At 43.7% G+C, this 24181-nt stretch carries 22 protein-coding genes and 1 pseudogene; 13 read left to right on the forward strand and 10 right to left on the reverse strand.

Annotated elements, in window-relative coordinates:
* Positions 1-35: 35 nt before the first annotated feature.
* From gcvT to H8A87_RS15245, 5 genes are all read left to right on the forward strand, one after another.
* Positions 36-1133, forward strand: a complete 1098-nt coding sequence (gcvT, locus tag H8A87_RS15225) for a glycine cleavage system aminomethyltransferase GcvT (RefSeq protein WP_198690789.1) — start codon at positions 36-38, stop codon at positions 1131-1133.
* A 69-nt stretch (positions 1134-1202) separates the two neighbouring features.
* Positions 1203-1595: a glycine cleavage system protein GcvH gene (gene gcvH / locus H8A87_RS15230; protein ID WP_198690790.1), complete on the forward strand. Its 393-nt coding sequence runs from the start codon at positions 1203-1205 to the stop codon at positions 1593-1595.
* 91 nt (positions 1596-1686) lie between these two features.
* On the forward strand, positions 1687-4563 hold the full coding sequence (gene gcvP / locus H8A87_RS15235; protein ID WP_198690791.1) for an aminomethyl-transferring glycine dehydrogenase: 2877 nt from the start codon (positions 1687-1689) through the stop codon (positions 4561-4563).
* 216 nt (positions 4564-4779) lie between these two features.
* The gene (locus H8A87_RS15240) at positions 4780-5226 is read left to right on the forward strand and encodes a benzoate/H(+) symporter BenE family transporter (RefSeq protein WP_198690792.1); all 447 of its coding nucleotides are present in this window, start codon (positions 4780-4782) and stop codon (positions 5224-5226) included.
* Positions 5227-5504: 278 nt separating this feature from the next.
* Positions 5505-6248 (forward strand): type 1 glutamine amidotransferase, encoded by a 744-nt coding sequence (locus H8A87_RS15245; protein WP_198690793.1) that lies wholly within the window; start codon positions 5505-5507, stop codon positions 6246-6248.
* Between the two features lie 442 nt (positions 6249-6690).
* Here H8A87_RS15245 and H8A87_RS15250 read toward each other — a convergent pair whose 3' ends face one another.
* Positions 6691-8019: an ATP-binding cassette domain-containing protein gene (locus H8A87_RS15250; protein ID WP_198690794.1), complete on the reverse strand. Its 1329-nt coding sequence runs from the start codon at positions 8017-8019 to the stop codon at positions 6691-6693.
* Positions 8020-8815: 796 nt separating this feature from the next.
* Here H8A87_RS15250 and H8A87_RS15255 point away from each other — a divergent pair.
* Positions 8816-9022, forward strand: a pseudogene (locus H8A87_RS15255) (thiamine pyrophosphate-dependent enzyme); the annotation flags it as partial.
* A 79-nt stretch (positions 9023-9101) separates the two neighbouring features.
* On the opposite strand, the gene H8A87_RS15260 reads toward H8A87_RS15255, so the two are convergent.
* The gene (locus tag H8A87_RS15260) at positions 9102-9707 is read right to left on the reverse strand and encodes an HD domain-containing protein (RefSeq protein WP_198690795.1); all 606 of its coding nucleotides are present in this window, start codon (positions 9705-9707) and stop codon (positions 9102-9104) included.
* A gap of 16 nt (positions 9708-9723) precedes the next feature.
* A complete protein-coding gene (gene ygfZ / locus H8A87_RS15265; protein WP_198690796.1) occupies positions 9724-10725 on the reverse strand; it encodes a tRNA-modifying protein YgfZ in 1002 nt (333 codons plus the stop codon).
* A gap of 233 nt (positions 10726-10958) precedes the next feature.
* Between ygfZ and sdhE the strand changes: the two genes are divergently transcribed.
* On the forward strand, positions 10959-11225 hold the full coding sequence (gene sdhE, locus H8A87_RS15270; RefSeq protein ID WP_198690797.1) for an FAD assembly factor SdhE: 267 nt from the start codon (positions 10959-10961) through the stop codon (positions 11223-11225).
* The gene (locus H8A87_RS15275) at positions 11206-11634 is read left to right on the forward strand and encodes a protein YgfX (RefSeq protein WP_198690798.1); all 429 of its coding nucleotides are present in this window, start codon (positions 11206-11208) and stop codon (positions 11632-11634) included. The genes sdhE and H8A87_RS15275 overlap by 20 nt, the downstream gene beginning before the upstream one ends.
* Before the next feature lie 11 nt (positions 11635-11645).
* Here the strand turns inward: H8A87_RS15275 and fldB are convergent, their stop codons facing one another.
* Positions 11646-12164: a flavodoxin FldB gene (gene fldB, locus H8A87_RS15280; protein WP_198690876.1), complete on the reverse strand. Its 519-nt coding sequence runs from the start codon at positions 12162-12164 to the stop codon at positions 11646-11648.
* A gap of 222 nt (positions 12165-12386) precedes the next feature.
* Here fldB and xerD point away from each other — a divergent pair, with 222 nt between their 5' ends.
* The 5 genes from xerD to lysS all read left to right on the forward strand — a co-directional run bounded on the left by xerD (position 12387) and on the right by lysS (position 18467).
* A complete protein-coding gene (gene xerD / locus H8A87_RS15285; RefSeq protein WP_198690877.1) occupies positions 12387-13265 on the forward strand; it encodes a site-specific tyrosine recombinase XerD in 879 nt (292 codons plus the stop codon).
* A gap of 33 nt (positions 13266-13298) precedes the next feature.
* Positions 13299-14000 (forward strand): bifunctional protein-disulfide isomerase/oxidoreductase DsbC, encoded by a 702-nt coding sequence (dsbC, locus tag H8A87_RS15290; protein WP_198690799.1) that lies wholly within the window; start codon positions 13299-13301, stop codon positions 13998-14000.
* Positions 13990-15735 (forward strand): single-stranded-DNA-specific exonuclease RecJ, encoded by a 1746-nt coding sequence (gene recJ / locus H8A87_RS15295; RefSeq protein ID WP_232370285.1) that lies wholly within the window; start codon positions 13990-13992, stop codon positions 15733-15735. The genes dsbC and recJ overlap by 11 nt, the downstream gene beginning before the upstream one ends.
* Positions 15736-15844: 109 nt before the next feature.
* Positions 15845-16943 (forward strand): peptide chain release factor 2 gene (gene prfB / locus H8A87_RS15300; protein ID WP_198690800.1). Its coding sequence is split into 2 segments (ribosomal slippage): positions 15845-15919 and positions 15921-16943, totalling 1098 coding nucleotides; the frame shifts between segments, so codons are not numbered across the junction.
* Positions 16944-16952: 9 nt separating this feature from the next.
* A complete protein-coding gene (gene lysS / locus H8A87_RS15305; protein WP_198690801.1) occupies positions 16953-18467 on the forward strand; it encodes a lysine--tRNA ligase in 1515 nt (504 codons plus the stop codon).
* Positions 18468-18994: 527 nt separating this feature from the next.
* Here the strand turns inward: lysS and H8A87_RS15310 are convergent.
* From H8A87_RS15310 to cobA, 6 genes are all read right to left on the reverse strand, one after another.
* Positions 18995-20062 carry a PfkB family carbohydrate kinase gene (locus H8A87_RS15310; RefSeq protein WP_198690802.1) on the reverse strand — a complete coding sequence of 356 codons (1068 nt, stop codon included), beginning with the start codon at positions 20060-20062 and terminating at the stop codon, positions 18995-18997.
* Positions 20063-20540: 478 nt separating this feature from the next.
* Entirely contained in the window at positions 20541-20942 is a 402-nt protein-coding gene (locus H8A87_RS15315) for a VOC family protein (RefSeq protein WP_198690803.1), read from the reverse strand.
* A gap of 30 nt (positions 20943-20972) precedes the next feature.
* Positions 20973-21326 carry a tRNA-binding protein gene (locus H8A87_RS15320; RefSeq protein WP_198690804.1) on the reverse strand — a complete coding sequence of 118 codons (354 nt, stop codon included), beginning with the start codon at positions 21324-21326 and terminating at the stop codon, positions 20973-20975.
* A gap of 76 nt (positions 21327-21402) precedes the next feature.
* Positions 21403-22263, reverse strand: coding sequence for a GHMP family kinase ATP-binding protein (locus tag H8A87_RS15325; protein ID WP_198690805.1), 861 nt, complete (start codon positions 22261-22263; stop codon positions 21403-21405).
* Positions 22256-23329, reverse strand: a complete 1074-nt coding sequence (gene cobD, locus H8A87_RS15330; protein ID WP_198690806.1) for a threonine-phosphate decarboxylase CobD — start codon at positions 23327-23329, stop codon at positions 22256-22258. The genes H8A87_RS15325 and cobD overlap by 8 nt, the downstream gene beginning before the upstream one ends.
* Complete coding sequence (gene cobA / locus H8A87_RS15335) at positions 23322-24143, reverse strand: uroporphyrinogen-III C-methyltransferase (RefSeq protein ID WP_198690807.1); 822 nt, start codon at positions 24141-24143, stop codon at positions 23322-23324. The genes cobD and cobA overlap by 8 nt, the downstream gene beginning before the upstream one ends.
* Between the last annotated feature and the right edge of the window lie 38 nt (positions 24144-24181).

Genomic DNA, 24181 nt, shown 5'->3' on the forward strand with positions numbered 1-24181 from the left:
AATGTTTTCATGTCAAGAATGGAAAGAGGGAAATAATGTCAAAACACACCCCACTATATGATCAACATCTGGCATGCGGAGCGCGCATGGTAGATTTTCATGGCTGGATGATGCCTCTGCATTATGGTTCACAAATCGACGAGCATCACACAGTTCGTACTGATGCTGGTATGTTCGACGTTTCCCACATGACAATTGTGGATCTGTACGGCACGGGCTGCCGTGATTTTCTTCGTTACCTTCTGGCAAATGACATTGCCAAACTGACCGAATCGGGCAAGGCGCTTTATACCGGAATGCTGAATGCTTCTGGTGGCGTCATTGATGACCTGATTGTCTATTTCTTTACCAACAACTTCTATCGCATGGTTGTTAACTCGGCGACCCGCGAGAAAGATTTAGCATGGATTAACCAACATGCTGAAAAATATGACGTCGAGATTAATGTGCGTGATGATTTGGCATTGATCGCTGTTCAGGGGCCAAATGCACAAGGCAAAGTTCAATCACTGCTAAGTGATGAACAAAAGCAGGCTGTAATCGGCATGAAACCTTTCTTTGGCGTTCAGTCGGGAAACCTATTCATTGCGACTACCGGTTATACCGGAGAAGCGGGTTATGAAATTGCGTTACCGAAAGAACAAGCCGTGGATTTCTGGCAGCAGTTATTGACCGTAGGGGTGAAACCCGCGGGACTGGGTGCGCGTGACACATTGCGCCTTGAAGCGGGCATGAATCTTTATAGTCAGGAAATGGACGAAACTATTTCACCACTGGCGGCCAACATGGGATGGACGGTTGCCTGGAAACCGGAAGATCGTCAGTTCATCGGCCGTGAAGCGCTGGAAAGACAGCGTGAAACAGGCACAGAGCAATTGGTTGGGTTGGTCATGCGAGAAAAAGGTGTTCTGCGTGGTGGCTTAACCGTTAACTTCACTGATAATTCTGGCGAAATGCGCTCCGGTGTTATTACCAGCGGAACCTTTTCCCCAACCTTAGGATTTAGCATAGCCCTTGCACGTGTACCGCAAGGCATTGGTGAACAGGCGGTTGTCCAGATCCGTAATCGTGAAATGCCTGTTCAGGTTGTTAAGCCGGGCTTTGTACGGATGGGTAAAGCGCTCGTAGAGTGATTTTTGAACGTAATGCTTTGATTGTTGTAATGTTTTTATTAATTCATAAGAAATAAGGAGATGGCAACGATGAGTCATGTACCAGCAGAATTAAAATATACAGAATCACACGAATGGGTTCGTTCGGAAGGAAAAGGTGAATACACAGTTGGTATTACCGAACATGCCCAGCAATTATTGGGTGATATGGTATTTATTGATTTGCCTGAGGTCGGCACAGCGGTAAACAGTGGTGATGATTGTGCAGTTGTAGAATCAGTCAAAGCTGCTTCTGATATTTATGCGCCATTGAGTGGTGAAATTATCGCTGTTAACCCTGACTTGGAAGGCTCACCCGAATTAGTGAACAGCGGGCCGTATAACGAAGGTTGGCTGTTCCGTATCAAAATTACTGATGAGAGTGAACTGGTTAACCTGCTTGATGCTGAAGGTTATCAGTCACTCTTGGAAGAAGACGAGTAATTGTTTTTAACCGCCCCATATCACATTGTCACATTGTGAGTGGGGCGTTTTTTTTGCCGTTTTTTTAGCTAGTTTCAGGAAATTATCATCAATGACTCAGACACTAATCCAACTTGAAAATCAAGGTGAATTCATTCGTCGCCACATTGGTTCTTCTGCTGAACAGCAAACAGAGATGCTGGCGATAGTTGGTGCAAATTCTCTCGACGATCTGACAAATAAAATCGTTCCCCGTGATATCGCATTGTCAGAACCACCCGCAGTCGGTGAAGGTGCGACAGAACAACAGGCACTGGCTGAATTGAAAACGATGGCGAGCCAGAATCAGCGCTATCAATCTTATATTGGTATGGGATACGCGCCATCGATACTCCCACCAGTTATTCTGCGTAATTTGCTGGAAAACCCTGGCTGGTATACCGCATATACCCCTTACCAGCCGGAAGTTTCCCAAGGCCGGCTTGAAGCACTGCTGAACTTCCAGCAAGTGACGATTGATCTGACGGGCTTGGATCTTGCTTCTGCTTCCTTATTGGATGAAGCAACGGCAGCGGCGGAAGCCATGGCAATGGCAAAACGGATCAGTAAGTTGAAGAATGCTGAACGTTTCTTTGTGGCAGATGATATCCATCCACAGTCGTTGGATGTTGTACGTACCCGTGCCGAAACATTTGGGTTTGAAGTCATTGTTGATAAAGCAGAAAAAGCACTGGAACTGGAAGGTGTCTTTGGGGTCTTGCTGCAACAAGTTGGTACAACAGGTGAAGTTCACGATTATAGTGACCTGATCGCGAAATTGAAAGAACGCAAAATCATTGTTAGCGTTGCTGCGGATTTCATGGCATTGGTTATGTTGACAGCGCCGGGTAAACAAGGGGCTGATATTGTATTTGGTTCTGCACAGCGTTTTGGTGTGCCGATGGGATACGGCGGCCCTCACGCTGCTTTCTTTGCCTGCCGTGATGAATTCAAGCGTTCTATGCCGGGCCGTATTATTGGTGTTTCCCGTGATGCAGCAGGCAACAGGGCGTTACGCATGGCAATGCAAACACGCGAGCAGCATATCCGCCGTGAAAAAGCGAACTCTAATATCTGTACCTCTCAGGTCTTGCTGGCGAATATCGCGGGCATGTACGCGGTTTACCATGGCGTAGAAGGCTTGAAGCGCATTGCTAACCGTATTCACCGACTGACGGACATTCTGGCTGCTGGTTTGCAAAAAGCCGGTGTCACACTGCGCTATAAAACATGGTTTGACACATTGACCGTTGAAGTGGTGGATAAAGCTCAGGTACTGACGAGAGCCGAGAAAGCGCAAATTAACCTGCGTTCCGATATTCTCGGTGCTGTAGGGGTGTCATTGAGTGAAAAAACCAGCCGCGATGATTTGGTAACTTTATTCCAAGTCTTGACGGGTTCTGATGCTATGTTGGGTATCGAGACTCTCGATAGCGAAATGGCGGCAGCCAGCCAGTCCATTCCAGCCTCCATGCTGCGTAATGATGAGATTTTGACGCATGACAATTTTCGCCGTTATCACAGCGAAACCGACATGATGCGTTACATGCACAGTCTGGAGCGTAAAGATCTGGCCTTGAATCAGGCAATGATCCCGCTGGGTTCGTGCACCATGAAACTGAATGCGGCAGCGGAAATCACGCCGATCACATGGCCTGAATTCACAGACATACATCCGTTCTGCCCACCAGATCAGGCGCAGGGTTATCATCAGCTGATTAGCCAGCTTTCTCATTGGCTGGTACTGTTGACCGGATATGATGCCGTTTGTATGCAGCCAAACTCCGGTGCACAAGGGGAATATGCGGGTCTGCTGGCGATTCGTCGCTATTACGCCAGCCGTGGTGAACAACATCGTCATGTTTGCCTGATCCCAAGTTCGGCTCACGGTACAAACCCTGCTTCTGCACATATGGCGGGCATGACCGTTGTTGTCGTGAACTGTGATAAAGAAGGCAACATTGATCTAACTGACTTGCGTGAAAAAGCGGAAAAACATAGTGATGAACTCGCTTGTATCATGGTGACTTACCCATCGACGCACGGTGTGTATGAAGAAACCATTCGTGAAATTTGCGAAATCATTCACCAAAACGGTGGTCAGGTTTACCTTGACGGTGCGAATATGAACGCCCAAGTGGGTATCACAACACCAGGCTTTATTGGTGCAGATGTTTCACACCTGAACCTGCATAAAACCTTCTGTATTCCACATGGCGGTGGTGGCCCAGGTATGGGGCCGATTGGCGTGAAAAAACATCTTGCCCCATTTATGCCCGGTCATTCGGTGGTAGAAATGGACGGAGTTACTACACTGGGTGCGGTATCCGCAGCACCATTTGGCAGTGCTTCCATTTTGCCAATTAGTTGGATGTACATCCGCATGATGGGAGCAAAAGGGCTGAAACAGGCCAGCCAAGTTGCGATCTTGAACGCAAACTACATTGCTGCTCGTTTGAAAGGGGCGTATGAGATCCTTTATACCGGACGTGATGGCTACGTTGCCCACGAATGTATTCTGGACATTCGCCCGTTGAAAGAAGAGTTTGGTATCAGTGAAATGGATATCGCCAAACGTCTGGTTGACTACGGTTTTCATGCACCAACCATGTCATTTCCAGTAGCGGGAACCTTGATGGTTGAGCCAACGGAATCAGAAAGCAAAGTTGAAATTGACCGTTTTATTGATGCAATGCTGGCAATTCGGGAAGAAATCAGCGAAGTGGCAAGAGGGGAATGGCCTTTGGAAGACAACCCACTGGTCAATGCACCACACATTCAGACCGAACTGGTTTCTGACTGGAATCACGCATACAGCCGTGAAATTGCCGTTTTCCCAACCGTAGAAACCAAAGCTAATAAATACTGGCCGACAGTTAAACGTCTCGATGATGTTTACGGTGACCGCAATTTACATTGCTCTTGTGCACCGATTGAAGATTATCGTTAATTACGACTGATTTGGTGTTCCGTCAGCTCCCCTGTCCAACTAGACGGGGGAGTTAGGAAAAATATTAAGAAATAGGTTGTTACAGCACATTAGCTATTTTTTCTTCAGAGTATTTTTTTCTTCAAAGCATGAGAAAGACGTAACATAGCGGCTTCTATTTCATAGGCTGCTACAGTTTGGCATTGGTGCTTTCAGCGGGATGAGTATTGATCCCTTTTGGGCTGGGTTGCAGCGATCACGGCAGCAATCTGTACTGGAAAGGAAGCACCCAAAGACCAGTCCAAACGCTGGATTTCAGGTATCGCAGCGGGCATTTTCTACATTCTGGTTGGCGTATTCGGCGTGACACTTGCCGTTGTTTTTATGGCCTTCCCGACGGTATTCATTACTACATTGGCGGGGCTTGCCTTGCTAGGAACGATTGGCGGTAGTCTCGTCAGTGCAATGGTTGATTTGAAAGGCCGCGAAGCCGCTTTGATCACTTTTCTGGTAGCCGCCTCTAACATCAATTTACTGGGTATTAGCGGAGCGTTTTGGGGGCTGTTGATAGGCCTTATGGCTTATGCCGTACTTAATGGCTGCTTGCCACGTCGTAAATCCGTATCCAAAGAAGCGGTTCATCTCGTCTCCGGACAATTAGCGAGTAAAGAAGTCAACGACTGATGGGAACAAGATCTCACTCGGGGGATCGGAATTTTTGAGGCGATGTAGAACGAAGAACATCGTCAGGAAGACCATGTTGAGCTGATCGCTTCTGAAAATTATACCAGCCCATTAGTGATCAATATGGCTAGCTTATTCAAGAAAGTGAAACTCTGAGTGCAGAGAAATCATCTCACGGTTACGTATCATAATTTCATCTTTGGATGATAAAAAGGATCAGCTATATTGTCATGTTTCCCTGAATAATGTTGTTCAATTCTTTTTAAGGTAATAAAATTATGCGAGTGCATTTTGTTGTACATGAATATTTTGAAGCTCCCGGTGCATATGAAGATTGGGCTAATAAAATAGGTTATCAAACTACGTTCTCACTTATTTATCAGGGAGATAAATTACCGGACGTTGTAGACGATTTTGATTTTCTGATTGTAATGGGTGGGCCGCAAAGTCCGGCTACCAAAACCACTGAATGTGCATATTTTGACACCGAAGCAGAACAGCAACTTATTGCGAAAGCCATTGCTGCAAATAAAGCCGTCATTGGTATTTGTCTTGGGGCGCAATTAACGGGGGTAGCACTTGGAGCACCTTTCGAGCATAGCCCGGAGAAAGAAATTGGAAAATATCCCATTACCCTGACAACAGAAGGGGCAAAAAATGACAAATTTTCTCATTTTGGTTCAGTTCTTGAAGTTGGACACTGGCATAACGACATGCCAGGCCTGACACCAGATGCAAAAATTATCGCTTTCAGTGAGGGGTGTCCCAGACAAATAATTGAATACAGCGATATCGTCTATGGTTTCCAATGCCACATGGAGTTGACTAAGGATGTTGTTGAATTACTTATCAAACATTCACAGAAGGATTTTGACGAGGCAGAGGAATATAAATTTGTTCAAACACCGGACATTCTACGTTCCCATGATTACAGTGAAATGAATGATAAATTATTTGTTTTCTTGGATAAATTGACAGAAACGTATCTGGATAAGACCAAAATGAGTCAAAACGGTGCCTAATAACGGGTTAACAATCCCTTAAGCCAATTTTATCGTTAGCATTAGCGACCATATCATTACAAGATCAGATTAATTTTGATTAAATGATGATATGGTTATGAGCAATGGATTTCCCTTTCTGAGACATTGGATATAAATATATGTTGATAAAATGTCCAATATTAGTGTTATTCAATCGCGATTAACTTTTTCTTTAGTGATTTTGTGTTTTTTATTTTATAAAAAACACAAACGATAGAGGTACACCGATTAATATCAACGATAAACGAAATAGAGGTGGTATTTTTGTGAAAATCCATTGAATCGCCAAGCAGAAATTAATACAGAGGTTATTTCAACTAAAGCAATAAAGGAAGTAGATGAAATGATAATCGTCCTTGATAGCGATTCAAAATTCATATTTTCTCCTTATGGCTAAAATAATAATGGTCTAGCCTCAATTTTAGTGGCGAACCTCAACAACAATATTATCTTTAGATAGCCTATTTAAGATCTCATCAATATTTTTTGTGTTCACTTTATCTAAATTAGCATCCCATTCATCCAAGAGTATGATTAATCTTTTTTTATTATTTAGCAAACTTAATTGGAATAACTGCTTTTGCCCAGTTGAACCGACAAAATCAACATTACCTATAGTTATTTCTGGCCCAAAAAGCATAGCCTCTGTATATTGACTTTTCACCGATTTTAAAAAAGTGGATTTTCCTGCGCCATTATTTCCTTGAATTAAAAACCTTCCTGTTGATTGCTTGCCTAATATTAAAAAATCGTTGAATGAGTGAATGCTGTATTTATCTTGCGTAGCTAGATTATATATGCTGATTTCTGACGGTTTGATATTGGCTTCATAATCCTGAATAATCAATTGACTAATAAATAACTTAAGATTTGACAGTTTTTGTTTTAATAACATTAGCTGTCCTGTATTCATACTAGCGGCATGAATATTCTGAAATAGCTGGAGTGTTCGAGGAAGAACTGCGACTAACGCACCGATAGCAACGTGATGATTAATGATTTGATAATAAGAAACAAGAACTAAAATCGGAATTGAGATGAGTATCGGCAGACAGGAAATAACCTGCTCAATAATTTTATATTTCTCATTCAATTTAAAAAACGTTTTCGTTTCTTGATTGGCTTTTTGATATGCAGAATGAGAAAAATTTGAATTACCATAAAAAACATTATCCCAAATCCTGCTGACGGCATCTAATGCAGCAATTTTCTTATTTTGAATGCCATCGGCTAAAACATTAATTTTATTTTTGTAAGCATATAACAAGACAATGGATAAGAACATACAAAATATTATCATGGACGATAAAACCGAGCCAATCACAAAAAACAATGCAATAACCGTGAACAAGACATTACAATAAACGGCGATAATATCAACAAAAGCAAAACTTGCCTCATTCAAGGTGCTGAGGGCTTCACCATTGAGCCACAAATTGGTTTTCTTCTTGTTTTGTTGAGAAGAAAAACCATGGGTTTTACCGAGACTAGTTAGGGTTTCCTGATAGTAATTTCCCCAGGAATCATTGGCTAGCCTTGTTCTGAAAAAGAGCGATGTAGAGCCCAGCAGATAAGCCAGTAAGATAAGTGCAAAGAAAATAACAATATAATCAAAAGCACCCGTGGGATTATCAGTTATTGCCAACCCTGCCAGACCGATAAAATAAGTGGATAGCCCCACTGCGACTTGCTGGGCGATAACAAAAATCGCACTTATAATAAAAAACCGATTGAACAAAATTATTTTCATATTTTAATCCATGTCAATGAATCAGTGCTTGATTTATAATGTAATTTGTTGTTATTTATGAACTTAAATAAAAAATTTAGCTTAACAGCGGTAGAGATTTAATTCATTTTATGAGTAAGCTAAGAGTCTAATGAAGTAGGCTCTAAATATAACGCTACTTGATTAAATAGCAGGGTATCTAGATGAAAGAATAAATTTAATTGATTATTTTTAGTATTTCAATATCATTAATGGCAGAAATGTGATTGGCTCGTAATAAAATACCATCAAAACTAATAGCTTGAAATTGATAAGCTATGATAACTACCTTGGACATTTTTACTATGACGATGCTTAGGATTTCGCAAACATTTCTTTCTCAAACTACCTCTACCAGTATGCCGGTTTGGATGGCGTTTTATTTCATCTATAGTTAGACCTCCTCTTTAATCATAAACATAATTGAGTGTTTTCATTAATAACACTCAATTATTTTTTCGTGATCTCATAACTTCCGTTATTCCTTAAATAATTTCTGAAAACTTAAAAAAATCAGGCAAAGGCTGCGTTGATGTGCGGCTAAACGGTCTGAATTGCGTAATTGGTTGGGATTGTTGATATTACAAGTTAGTTAACTACGGGACTGACCGGAGTGGTAGTCTTGATCTCTTGGTATCTTATTAGAAAATAAGAGAAAAATTGAACTGTTCAACTTTGTTTATCCGATGGACAATTCCATGAAATAACGGCATCGCGTTTTGCGGTGCCTATCAATACACTGACACGGTAGTATCATTCTTGTCACCTTACCCTCCAGTCACTTTGGACTCAGGCGCGTGAAAAGCGGGATGTCACAACCATCATTTTGGCAAACCGAGGATACAAAGTGCTCAGTAATGAACTGATACGGGTGGGAGTCGCTCAGGAAGGGATAAAAGCTCACTCAATGATTGATCTGCATGATCCTCAACTTGACTGGGTTTCGCTGGCCCATGGTATGGGAATTGAAGCGGTAATCAATTGAATATGTTCTGAAAATGTATTTTGAAGCTGTCAGATATCGCACTAGCCGAGTCTGACAGCTTATTTACCAGATGCGGAAATTATTTCAGCCAGCCTTTTTCTTTCGCTGCTTCCAACTGTGGCAGCAGATATTTCCACAGTTCAGGATAACATTCGGAAACAAAATGAAGTAGGTTGTAGACTTGCTCAAAACGAATGTCATTCTCGACCCAACTCTGACCTCGGTTATGCAAATTCATGAATACCGGCATAATTCTGTCGAGTGTTTTGGCAAAACGCGCTTCGGGAGTCATGGCATCTTCGTATTCGTGCCAGAGTGCGAGAAAATGATCTCTCTGTGCTTCCGGCAGCAGACCAAAAATACGACTGGCCGCTTTAACTTCTTGTTCTTGGATGGCTTCACGGGCCGCCAGATCGAAAGCAATAACATCCCCTGCATCAATTTCAACAATGTCATGGATCAGAGCCATTTGTACGACGCGGCTAATATTCACATCCCTGGCATAAGGTGCAAAGCCGATAATTGCGATAGCAAAATGCCAGCTATGTTCAGCGGAGTTTTCGTAGCGTGCATTGTTCAATAATTTCGTTTTGCGATGGACATATTTTAATTTATCCAGCTCCATGATAAACGCAATGACATCGGTAAAAGGGCCAAAATCAACAGGGGGTACAGCTAATGACATACAGAAACCTCAACAATTATTTTTCTTCATTTAATGAATAAGGTAACGCTTGAATGGTGAGCGCATTGCCTTGATCTTCACGGATACGGAATACACTGTCTGCTTCCATATCATTATTCATGACAACTTGTACCCAGACTGAATCATCAGCCAGTTTGACGGAGGTCAGTATTGAACCCGTCCGGCGCCATTTATCACCCAATTGCCATTCCAGATCATCACCAACGGCAGGCAGGGAAGACGCACTACCCGCCAACCAGTACATGGCTCGCTTATTCGCCCCGCGGTACTTGGCACGAGTAACCATCTCCTGACCGGTATAACAGCCTTTATTAAAACTGATACCGTTTTCGATTGCCTGAAGGTTTGTCGCTTGTGGAATAAATTGCGCGCTGCTGGCTGTATCAATCACAGGAAATCCCGCTTCAATCTCCAGTGCCAGCCATTGCTGACTGTCATTCAATTGAGATTGAAACTGCTCAACCAACGTTCCGGTTAATTGGGCGGCAGTCGTATTATCGGTGATTAAAAGGAAACGTTCTGTGGGAAGCGATAAGTGGAGAAGCGTTGTTGTGTCGTGTTGGATAACAGGGGATTCGGCATTGGGTACGGTAGGGAAGAATGTCGTCAGAGCTTCCCGGCTTCCTGTACCCGCTACACCGAGCAGGACACTATCTTCATCTTTGGCAAAAGTGACTTTGGAAAACACGGCATACTTTTTCAATTCGGCTAATTGCGTATCCAATACCGAGCGACGCTCAATATAGGCAAAACCTTCGCCACGCCGAAACAGTCGCAGATTACTCCACATCTTCCCTTTGGCATCACAATGTGCAGTTAATACATGTTGGTTTTCATTCAGGGAGGTGATATCTGCCGTTACTTGGCCTTGCAGATATTTCTCTGCGTCAGCCCCAGTGGTAATCACCATTTCCCAATCATCAAGGGAAATTAGAGTTAGTGAGAGCGTTGCAGAAGGGGATGGAGATTGTGCAGAAAACGGAATTTGGTAAGCCATAACAGCTCCTGCCAGTAAACTATCTGAGAAATAAGGCTAATGGTAAAAGAGAAGCAGACTTATTCAAAGAGGTTATTCCCGTTATTTATGAATAACGCATTTATATTGAGTTGTTGCGATACGCTTCGCATCTTGTCGATATATCCAGTCATTCAACCGTAGTAGGAGATGAAAAACAGGTTAGGATCATTGATAATCCTGCTTGATGAAAATGTTAAAGAGGCTTTTTAAACATGGATATTGATAATAAAGCGCGTATTCACTGGGCATGTCGTCGTGGAATGCGTGAACTGGATATTTCTATCATGCCATTTTTTGAATATGAATATGATTCATTGAATGATGACGACAAGCGGATTTTCATTCGTTTGCTGGAATGTCCAGACCCTGATCTTTTCAATTGGCTCATGAATCATGGGCGTCCCGAAGACGATGAGCTTTTCCATATGGTGCAATTGATCCAGAGCAGAAACCAAGCCCGTGGTCCTGTGGAACAGTAAATTAAGAATATCCCGCCATACCCATCTGTTTTCAACCAGTGTACATGGTGGAGTCGCAGTGGCGGCTTTATTGGCACCGTGGTCTGTTAACGGTGTTTCTTTCTGGCTTCCATTGCTTGCCATCATTATGATTAGTTGGGCATGGAGCCGGAAAAATATCCGCCAATGTCAGGGCAGACTGGTGCTGTTTAGGGGCAATAAAGTTCACTGGCAAAAAGCAGCGTGGAGCATTGCTCAACCACCGTGGTTCAACCGCTATGGAATGGTCGTTATACTCCATGCTTTTGGTCGGGCAGAAGAAAATTCATACCACCCGACACCAATCCGGTTATGGCTGGCAGCAGATAGTGTATCACCAGAAGCGTGGCGCCATTTGAATCAGCTTATGCGCCAATATCCTGATATATAGCGGTAGCCAGATTAGAACAGGGCTTCCATTTCAGCCAAGATCTGCATACACCATTCGCTTAAACGCTCATCTGTCTGTTCGAATTGGTTTACATCGTCTAGAGCCAGTCCGACGAACTGTTTGCCATCCTCAGACAGGGGTTTGGGGCTGGTAAATTCATAACCTTCTATTGGCCAGAACCCAATAAACTGTGCGCCTGTTGGCAGCAGATGGTGATACAGCATTCCCAATGCATCCAGAAACCATTCACCGTAATCGACTTGATCGCCCATGCCATACATGGCAACGATTTTTCCGGCCAGATCCAACGTTGGAAGCTGCTCCCAAATCGCCAGCCAATCTTCCTGCAATTCCCCGAAATCCCAAGTGGGAATACCGAGGATCAGGACAGAATATTCTTCCATCAGTTGGGGATCACAATCCTTGACATTATGTAGGTCGATCAGATCTTCACCGAGTATATCGCGTATTTTTTCTGCTACCATTTCTGTATAGCATGTACTGGAGCCGTAAAAGAGACCAATTTTCATCATTATTTATCAGGGAATTTCGAATATCAGGGGCGGTATTGTAACAGAAGAATCGCTTTTTCAGGCATAATAGCCGATCGGAAGGCGCAGATAGGCAGGGCGCAGATGGTCAGATAAAAAGGAGGGCTTGTGCCAAAAAAACACAACCTATCAGAAAACCATTCATCGGAAAACGATCCATCGAAAAACAATTCACCGAAACAGCATTCATCGGAAAATCCCCTGATAGAGCAATTTCTGGATACCATTTGGTTGGAAAAAGATCTGGCTGAAAATACCCTGGCTTCTTACCGACTGGATTTACAAGCCTTGAACAATTGGTTGGTGAATTATGGCTGTGATTTACTCTCAGTACAGTCTATAGAATTACAATCATTTTTGGCTGAGCGGGTGGATGGCGGTTATAAAGCCAGTAGTTCAGCTCGATTGCTGAGTGCAATGCGGCGGTTGTTCCAGTATCTTTACCGTGAAAAAATGCGGGGAGATGATCCAACCGCGTTATTATCTGCGCCTAAATTGCCTAAACGTCTACCCAAGGGCTTAAGTGAAAAGCAAGTTGAGAATTTGCTCCACGCTCCCTTGACTGACCAACCGATTGAACTGCGGGATAAAGCCATGCTTGAAGTGCTTTATGCTTGTGGATTGCGGGTCTCCGAGTTGGTTAGTCTGACATTATCGGATGTGAGTTTGCGTCAGGGGGTGGTCAGGGTAGTGGGTAAGGGGAATAAGGAAAGATTGGTTCCTTTAGGAGAAGAGGCAATTTATTGGCTGGAAAAATATCTGGAGTATGGGCGCCCGTGGTTATTGAATGGCTCTGTATCCGATGTATTTTTCCCGAGTAAGCGGGGAACGCAGATGACACGCCAGACTTTCTGGCATCGGATCAAACACTATGCCGTATTGGCGGAAATTGATACTGAACGCTTGTCACCCCATGTTCTGCGGCATGCTTTTGCGACACATTTACTTAATCATGGTGCTGACTTACGTGTTGTGCAGATGCTATTGGGCCATAGTGACCTCTCCACAACTCAGATTTACACTCATGTAGCAACCGAACGTCTGAAGGTGCTGCATCAACAACATCATCCTCGCGGTTAACTGCGGAGAAAGATGAAAATAAAGGAACAAAAAATGAAGAAGATTGCGTTTTGCCTTTCCTTGTTATTGACTGCTTTTGCCAGCAGTGCCTTTGCTGATGAGAGTCCGATCAATAACTCACTGTCTAAAATGGGCGTTAAAGCAGAAAGTATCACCCCATCACAGGTTTCTGGCGTGAGTGCAATTTTAACCGAACAGGGCATTCTTTATATGTCCAATGATGGTAAATACCTGCTACAGGGCCCACTCTATGATATTAGTGGTAAGGCACCGAAGAATGTCAGTAATCAGGTTTTAGTTAAAAAATTGGAAGCTTTGAAAAATCAGATGATTGTTTACAAAGCGCCAAAAGAAAAACACGTTGTCACTGTTTTTACTGATATTACCTGTGGTTATTGCCGCAAGCTGCATGAGAGCATGCAAGAATATAACGATCTGGGGATCACTATCCGTTATTTAGCGTTTCCTCGTCATGGTCTGCAACACCAATCGGCCAAAGATATGCAGTCTATTTGGTGCAGTGCGACACCGAACAAGTCACTGAATGCTGTTTTTAAAGGTGACAAGGTTTCTCCGATCAAAGACTGCAAAATTGATATCGCGAAACAATATCAGCTAGGCTTGCAATTTGGTGTTCAGGGCACGCCTGCGATTATCCTTGAAGATGGCAGTGTACTCGGTGGTTACCTGTCGCCGAAAGATTTGTTAGCTATGCTGGGTCAACATGGTGAATAGAGAAATACAACTCCGTCGCCGATCGGTGGCGGATTCCAGTCATCTTCCCAACAATATTCATCCGTTATTGCGCCGTTTATACGCCATACGTGGCATACGTCAGGCTGATGAATTGGAACGCGGTGCAAAGGGGTTGCTTAATTATCAATCTCTCAATGGCATTGAACAGGCAGTTTCCCTGCTTATAACAGCATTGAATGAACATTGGCGCATTGTGATTGTCGGAGATTTCGATGCGGATGGAGCAACCAGTACCGCATTGAGCATTCGTGCCCTGCGTGCGATGGGATATCGTAATCTTGATTATCTCGTACCAAACCGTTTTGAAGATGGTTATGGACTAAGCGTTAAAGTTGTTGATGAAGTTATTAAAAAAGGTGCAGATCTAATTATCACAGTGGATAATGGGATTTCATCCCATGATGGAGTAGCCACGGCACATCAACACGGCATTAAGGTGATCGTCACCGATCATCATTTACCGGGTAAAACACTGCCAGCCGCGGACGCCATTATCAATCCCAACTTAGTTGACTGTACCTTCCCCTCTAAAGCTTTGGCGGGGGTTGGTGTTGCATTTTATCTGATGTCCGCACTCAGGGCGGAATTGCGTAAATTGGCATGGTTTGAGCAGCAGGGCATTCCATTGCTCAATCTGGCGGAATTACTGGATTTAGTGGCCTTGGGCACCGTGGCAGATGTGGTTCCCCTCGATACCAATAACCGCATTCTGGTATATCAAGGCTTAAATCGCATTCGGGCAGGGCGTTGCTGTGCGGGCATACGTGCGCTGCTCGAAGTTTCCAAACGGGAATCGATAAAACTGGCCGCCAGTGATTTGGGATTTGCATTGGGGCCACGATTAAATGCAGCCGGGCGGTTGGATGATATGTCTGTTGGCGTGTCGTTATTGCTGACAGATGATATGGTACAAGCCCGTCAAATTGCCTGTGAGCTGGATGGCTTGAACCAAACCCGTCGGGAAATCGAACAGGGCATGCAGCAAGAAGCCTTGCAAATTTGCGATAAAATCGAGCGAACCCATACTCAGTTACCTTACGGCTTGGCGATTTACCACCCAGAATGGCATCAGGGCGTAGTGGGCATTTTGGCTTCACGAATTAAAGAGCGCTTTCACCGTCCGGTCATTGCCTTTGCTCCGGCAGGTGATGGTACTTTAAAGGGGTCGGGTCGTTCCGTGAATGGCTTACATATGCGCGATGCACTTGAGCGTCTTGATACATTACATTCGGGGTTGATGCTGAAATTTGGTGGTCACGCGATGGCGGCGGGATTGTCGATTGAACAAGACAAATTTGACCTATTTCAGCGCCATTTTTCCGAGTTGGTAGCAGACTGGTTGGATATTGCCCAACTTGAAGGCGTGGTTTGGAGTGATGGCGAACTGACATCAGGGGAATTATCACTGGAGATCGCTGAAATCTTACGCGACGGCGGCCCGTGGGGACAGGCATTTGCGGAGCCGATTTTTGACGGCAAATTCAAACTACTGCAACAGCGTATTGTTGGTGAGAATCATCTGAAAGTCATGCTTGAGCCATTAAATGGCGGGCCGATGCTAGATGGCATCGCGTTCAACGTTGATATTAATCGCTGGCCGGATAACAGTATCAAAATGGTAGAACTGGCCTATAAACTGGATATTAACGAATTTCGCGGTAATCGCGATATCCAGCTTTTGATCCAGCACATTTGGCCTTTGACTGTGTGGTAAATCTCCGGAAATGCTATAAACCCTTTGACAGATCCGTTACAATGCGCGGTTCGAAAATATCCATGCGACCATCATTTATTCATAATACACAACGTATAAGACACAAAATATGTTTGAAATTAATCCGGTAAAAAACCATATTCAGGACCTGTCTGAGCGGACAGAAGTTCTGAGGGGGTATCTTTGACTATGATGCCAAGAAAGAACGCTTAGAAGAAGTTAATGCTGAACTGGAGCAGCCTGATGTCTGGAATGAACCGGAGCGGGCACAGGCGTTGGGTAAAGAGCGTTCATCACTGGAAATCATCGTAGAAACAATTGATCAGCTCGATCAGGGATTGGAAGATGTGAACGGCCTGCTGGAATTGGCAGTTGAAGCTGATGATGAAGAAACCTTCAATGAAGCGGTAGCTGAATTGGAACAGCTAGAAGAGAAGCTCGGCCTGCTTGAATTCCGTCGTATGTTCTCCGGCGAATATGACAGCGCAAACTGCTATCTGGATCTTCAGGCGGGTTCTGGTGGGACAGAAGCGCAGGATTGGGCCAGCATGCTGATGCGCATGTATCTGCGCTGGGCTGAATCCAAGGGCTTCAAGACAGAAATCATTGAAGAATCTGATGGTGACGTTGCTGGCCTGAAATCCGCAACCATCAAGATCATTGGTGAATATGCTTACGGTTGGCTGCGTACAGAAACGGGCGTCCATCGCTTGGTTCGTAAAAGCCCGTTTGATTCAGGTGGTCGTCGTCATACCTCTTTCAGTTCTGCCTTTATCTACCCAGAAGTGGATGATGATATTGATATTGAAATCAATCCGGCTGATTTACGTATCGATGTATACCGCGCCTCTGGTGCAGGTGGTCAGCACGTCAACAAAACCGAATCTGCTGTACGTATCACCCACGTACCGACTGGTGTTGTAACCCAGTGTCAGAACGACCGTTCTCAGCATAAAAACAAAGACCAGGCGATGAAACAGTTGAAAGCGAAACTGTACGAACTGGAAATGCAGAAGAAGAATGCTGATAAACAAGCAATGGAAGAGAACAAATCGGATATCGGTTGGGGCAGTCAGATCCGCTCTTACGTTTTGGATGATTCCCGCATTAAAGACTTGCGCACCAGTGTCGAAACCCGCAATACGCAATCTGTGCTGGATGGTGATTTGGACAAATTCATTGAAGCAAGCTTAAAAGCTGGTCTATGAGGAACTAAAATGTCACAACAACAGCAGGGAGCTGAACAGGCTCCTGACTTAAATAACGAACTGAAAACCCGCCGTGAAAAATTGGCTGCTTTGCGCAGCAACGGTATTGCTTTCCCAAATGATTTTCGTCGCGAAAACATTTCCGAAGATCTGCATGCAAAATACGATGACAAGACTAAGGAAGAATTGGAAGAGCTGGGCATCGAAGTGACCGTTGCAGGTCGCATGATGACACGCCGAATCATGGGCAAGGCATCCTTTGCTACTTTGCAGGACATGGGCGGCCGCATTCAGATTTACGTTTCCCGTGATGACCTGCCGGAAGGCATTTACAACACTCAGTTCAAAAAATGGGACTTGGGTGACATTTTAGGCGCGCGCGGTAAATTGTTCAAAACTCAAACGGGTGAACTTTCCATCCACTGTACTGAGCTGCGTTTGCTGACTAAAGCACTGCGTCCACTGCCGGATAAATTCCACGGTTTGGCGGATCAGGAAACGCGCTATCGCCAGCGTTATCTGGATCTGATTGCAAATGATGAATCACGTAAGACATTCCAGATCCGTTCCCGAGTGATGTCTGCACTGCGTAACTTCATGACCAAAAAAGACTTCATGGAAGTTGAAACCCCAATGATGCAGGCGATCCCTGGTGGTGCAAGTGCGCGTCCATTCATCACGCACCACAACGCGCTGGATATCGACATGTACCTGCGCATTGCACCGGAACTGTACCTGAAACGTCTGGTTGTGGGTGGTTTTGAGCGTGTTTTCGAAATCAACCGTAACTTCCGTAACGAAGGCGTCTCTCCGCGTCATAACCCTGAGTTCACCATGATGGAACTCTACATGGCTTACGCGGATTACCAAGATCTGATCGTACTGACCGAAGACCTGTTCCGCACCCTGACTCGAGACGTGCTGGGTACAACATTGGTGCAATACGGTGAACAAGAGTTCGATTTCGGTAAGCCTTTCACCAAAATGTCCATGAAAGAAGCAATCTGCAAATATCGCCCAGAAACCAACATCGCGGATCTGGATGAGATGGATAAAGCTGTTGTTATCGCGAAATCTTTGGGCATTGACATTGAAAAAGGCTGGGGTTTGGGGCGTGTTCAATGTGAAATCTTTGAAGAAACTGCTGAAAGCCACTTGATTCAGCCGACATTCATTACGGAATATCCAGCAGAAGTTTCCCCTCTGGCACGCCGTAACAACGACAACCCATTCATTACTGATCGTTTTGAATTCTTCATTGGTGGTCGTGAAATTGGTAACGGTTTCTCGGAGCTGAACGACGCAGAAGATCAGGCAGAACGTTTCGCAGAGCAAGTTCGCCAGAAAGACGAAGGTGACGATGAAGCGATGTTCTACGATGAAGACTACATCACTGCGCTGGAACACGGGTTGCCACCAACAGCGGGCTTGGGGATTGGTATCGACCGTATGGTGATGCTGTTCACTAACAGCCATACCATCCGCGACGTCATCCTGTTCCCGGCAATGCGTCCGAATAAATAATCATTTTTGATTAAAATCAGCCAAACTCCCTGTCCGGTCGGCCGGACAGGGAGTTTTTCACATTCATAAGATAGGTTTAAACAACTGACTGAAATATAGACAATTTTAACAATAATCGCTTGTTGGGATTCAGTAAGGGGTATATATTTGACGGCATCACTTTGTTGATGCGAGTGTAGTTCAATGGCTTCCCAAGCTCTATACGAGGGTTCGATTCCCTTCACTTCCTAAAAACCATTAATCCCAGCAAAATCAAGCAATTCATTAATACGTCATCCTCTCGAAGTCTAGTGCAATCTTACCAAATCTATACGATTTATTGTGTAGAAATTCCCTATACATTTTTCTATACAATATTGAGTGAGTTATGAAGATCTTCTTATCTTAAATAAGATAATTAAACCATTATTAGAAAGAAATATTATTAGTAGTAAATTAGTTGAAAGTTATCTGGTTGAAATTTAATCATTATCTGGGTGGTTTTTATTTTAAATATAATTAATTAGTTTTCTATGTGAAAATATTTATCAAAAATATGAGCGATTTTTTGGGAATATATCAATATTCTCTGAGGACAATGTCAATGCCGAACACTGTTGTGCAAAGCGAATACTGTCTTTTAAATCCATATCTTCTAACCAACAATGAACAAGCCCGGCCATCATAGCATCCCCAGCCCCATTGGCATTAATGATATTCGTGTTGATTGCATGTGAACATCCCGATGTGTCATCCAATTCACTGTAATATACGCCTTCTGCATCCATACTTAAAATTAGACGCTGGACACCGCGGTGATGGAACCAGTGCGCCGCGTTGGCGGCATCTTGTTGAGTTTCAATTTTTATTCCACTAAGAACTTCTGCTTCAGTACGATTAGGTTTTAAGGTATGGATATGGGATAACCAATGGCGGATCTTGGGGGCTTTGGATCTTGAAACGGTATCGACAAAAATTGGAACATTTCCCGCGTGATTAAATACCCACTCTAATGCTTTTTCCGTTAAGTTGCAGTCAACGACTAACACACTGGCATGTTGGATTAAGGATTTAGACTGAGATAATAATGTAGGGGTCAATTTCTCCAGAATATTCATGTCATTAACAGAGACTACACACTTGCCATTTTCGTCGATAAGCGAATTGCAGATTGATGTTTTTTCTCCATCTAATTTATAGAGGTATTTAATATTAACGCCTGCTGATTTTGTCTGCTCAAACAACGTTTTTCCATTTGGATCATTACCAATAACAGAAATTAAATAACTTTCATTTTTTAATAAAGAAATATTCTGGGCGATATTTCTTCCTACGCCGCCTGGTGTCGAAATAATTTTCCCTGGGTTGGAATCTTCATAGACTAATTTGGCATGAGTATAACTGGTTAAATCTATATTTGCTGCGCCAATGGTAACAGCATAAACATCATTAGATAAAATATACCCTTTGCCTTTAATATAGCCTTTTTTACTTAGGTTCATAATATGTCCTGCAACACATGAACGGCTAATCCCGAGGATATCAGCAATTTCTTGCTGTTGAATGAAAGGATCACGTTTTAGAAGTTGCAATATCTGATTTTCCCTCTTTGACATATCATTTCCCTAGTTATTTTTATACTGATGTTGTATTTCATGTTTGACAGACAGTAAAGATTATTTTTATATTTAGTTCTAATTATGAGAATGTGATCGTAAGTTTTATAAAGTAAACATTTCACCCAAAAATGTGATGCTCCTCTTAAATATTATGCTGAAAAATTAACAAAAGTCAGAGTGTTGAATACGTCCAGTAAGTAAACTATATTTTTGTCTAAGTTAATTCTTTTAAAAACAAGTAATTAAAATATTACAGGGAGATTGCAAACAAGTGTTTGGTTTTCATGATTTGTTTTTTATTGGCTGAAAAATTTCTCGTTGGGCCTAAAATCAGGCTTTCGAACTTTATGTTCTAATTTATAAATTAAATTTATTTAGAGCCTATCTCATTAGGCGATTTATATTTTTCATTAATGATAAATCGCCCAATTTGATTGGGCTGATTTGAAGGGGATTGCAATAGAATAGCTATTTATTACTCAACTGCATTCTGATACAAATCCCAGCGATTTCCATAAATATCTTTGAAAACCACGACCATTCCATATTCTTCTTGACGTGGTTCTTCACAGAAATGGACGTCATTGTCTTTCATTTTGTGATAATCGCGCCAAAAGTCGTCAGTTTGCAGGAACAGGAATACTCTGCCACCACATTGATTGCCAATAAATGCTTCCTGTTTTTCGTTAGATGCTCTTGCCAGCAATAAATTACAATCACTCTCAGGGTTTGGGGACACGACAACCCATCGTTTACCCGGCTGTGGCGTATCTTCTACCAGCGTAAATCCCAATTTATTGGTGTAATAGTCAATAGCTTTATCGTAATCATCTACAATGATAGCAACGTAACTCATACATCTTTTTTGTGTTCTCATGTTATTCTTATTAATTACCGACCCAAAAAATTACAGCATCCGCGTGCCTAAGTTCACGCCTCTTTCTGGCTGGATCAGGACAGTTCCTTGATCATCACAAACGGCAGCCAGAACTAAAACTTCGGATTTAAATCCTGCTACACGTCTTGGTGGAAAGTTCACTACTGCCAATATTTGTTTGTCAATTAATTGCTCTTCTGTGTAATTTTGGCATATCTGAGCAGAGCTTTGTTTTTCACCGATATCACCGCCAAAATCGATATGCAGTTTATAAGCAGGTTTGATGGCTTTTTCGTTTTTTTCTGCTTTGATGATTTTGCCAACGCGGATGTCGAGTGACATAAAGGCATCAATCGTTGTGGGTTCGAGATTTATATTTTTCATAGGGTCTACTTCGTTGTTTCAATTATGTTATTTAGCATAAGACAAATGTGAAGGGATAGCTAGGGTAAAGTCACAGCTATCGAACGCCACCCGCGATCAGTTTGACGTGATGGATTTTCGGGTAATGTTCAGTAATCTTTTTTTGATGCAGCCACCAATATAGATAATCCGGATCATGGCAATGTGAATGGAATAATAAACCGACCACACTGCCGCTATGGGCGACATTCAGGCCATAAATACCCGTTTGTTCGACTAAATCCCGTAGTTGATCAAAGCAAGGTTTCGGGAGGATTGATTGGCTGGCGATGGCGCTTAATGTACAGGCTTCTCCAAGACGGTAACTGTCATGCTGCTGATTCGCAATGAGGAATTGCTGCCATGCCTGTTGGAGTAGCGATGTGCCACTCAGCAATTGCGGGCGATAATCCCGCTGATGGTATTCTGTCGTCAAAATGGTTTGCGGGCTTTCCAGCAACAAAATATCGATATCTGGTTGCCAGTCGAAGGGAATTTGAGTCTGGGCAGTAAGATGATCAAACAAAGTTAATCGTTCGAATATGGTACTGTCAGTGGGTTCCAGTTTGACGCAGAGTTGTGCGAGAGTCGTGCTATTCAGGGATTTACCCAATAATCTGGCGGTGGCTTGGGCGGTGGCTGCGATATCTGCTGTGCTGCTGGCCATGCCTTTGGCAATTGGGATTGTTGATTGATATTCAATGCGTAGGCCGGAAGAAAATTCTAGGGGGATTTGCCAGTAATCCAGCAATAAATTCACCATCTGGCGCATACGCGGCCGTTCATGTGGTGCCGGGATGCCTTCGCTGACTGAAACACAACTGAACCAATTGATTGGGCATGAGATTAACTTCTCTCCGCCGAATAACCATCCTTGCAGAAGTTCTCCGCAGGAAGCGGGGCAGTATGCTTCAGCCATGTGCAAAAACTTGCTGCATCGCGGCTATCAGGCGCTGATTTTCCCGTTCACTGCGTACGGCTATTCGATAGTAGCGCTTGTCTAATCCCGCATAATTTTGACAATGGCGAATCAGTAGCCGATGTTTAAGCAAGGAATGCCATAAATCAATATCGGGTTTATTGCAGCGGAAGAACAGGAAATTAGCCGACGGTGGCCAGACGGTCAGTTCAGGGAAAGCAGAAAGATGTGTCCACAGGTAATGCTGTTGCGATCTCAGCCATTGATGCGTGGCAGCAATATAAGTGTGATCATCAAGCAAAATTTCACCGATCAGAGCAGCAAAGGCGTTGATCGACCACGGTTCACGCTGTTTTTTCATCTCTGTGATCCCCGCTGTATTCCCACTGATCAGATAGCCCAACCGTAACCCCGGAATGGCGAAGAATTTTGTCAGCGAACGCAATACATAAAGATGTTGAGCTGCAATAAATTGAGGAATTACTCCTCGGTTATTCGGCAGAAAATCAATAAAGGCTTCATCGATAATCAGCGAGATCCCTTGTGCTTCACAATATTCCACCAACACTTGCATAAATTGGCGGTCTGGCATTAATCCGGTTGGGTTATTGGGAGTCGCTATAAAAACGCAATCCGGGCGAATATTGGACAGCGTATCCAATAGGTGTAGATCAGGCTGAAACCCCGTGTCTTCTGTTAATGGATAGTCGATGATCTCCGCCCCGACTTGCTGCAAGGCGCGTCGGTACTCAGCAAAGCCAGGGATGAGGAGTAGGGCGCGTTTCGGTTTGAGGTAACGGGCAACGGCGTAGATCAGTTCTGTTGCGCCATTACCCGCCATCACCGAAGTACAGTTGCACTGATGGGCCTTTGCGATTGCCTGATGCAAATGGCGATACTCCACATCAGGGTATTTTTCGATACAGGAAAGATTATTTTTAATCAGAGCATTAACCCGTTCAGGTGCGCCAAGGGGGTTGATATTGGCACTGAAATCAATCAGCTCTTTGGCTGGAAGGCCATATTGTTGGGCAACTTCAATGATATTGCCACCATGTTCACTCATGAAACTGCTCATCAGTGAATGTTTTGCCAGTGAAATTTTTTAGTTTGGAAGAGAGTTCACTGATGGTGAAGGAAGTGGAGGTAAAGGAGAGTGTTGCACTCAAATTAACGACATCACCGACCACAATCAGCGCAGGTGCATGTAGATTTTTCTCTTCCACTTTTGCAGCCAGAGTTTTCAGCGTGCCTATGACCCTTTCTTGTTTGGGATGACTGGCATACATGATCACCGCAGCCGGCGTTGCGGAGGATTTACCATGCAGTATCAATTGCTGGCAGATCTCCACCAGGCGGGTCATCCCCATCAGAATAATCAATGTCCCTTCCAATTGTGCGAGTGCTTTCCAATTCTGCCGTTCGTTGCCCTGAGAAGTATGACCGGTTATGACATGGAAACCCGATGCGTAATCGCGGTGAGTGACGGGAATACCCGCATAGGCCAGCCCACCAATGGAGGAACTGATACCCGGAACGATTTCAAATTGGATACCATGTTGTGCCAGGACTTCGGCTTCTTCACCCCCGCGACCAAAAACGTAGGGATCGCCGCCTTTCAAGCGTACAACTTGTTTGCCCGACTGCGCATGTTTTACCAGAATTTGATTAATCTTTTCCTGTGGAATGGGGTGGTAATCTTGTTCTTTCCCAACGTTAATGATTTCACAATGTTCTGGTGCTTGTGCAATCAGTTCAGTATTGACCAGGCGGTCATGAACAATGACGTCAGCAGATTGAATACAATGCAGCCCTTTGACGGTAATTAACCCAGCTTCTCCGGGGCCTGCACCCACTAACCACACATTGCCTTTATTCATTGGATTACCTCTATAGTTTTAAAATATAAATCATTTAA

It is taken from the genome of Xenorhabdus lircayensis (genome assembly GCF_016306625.1).
Classification (GTDB): Bacteria; Pseudomonadota; Gammaproteobacteria; order Enterobacterales; family Enterobacteriaceae; genus Xenorhabdus; species Xenorhabdus lircayensis.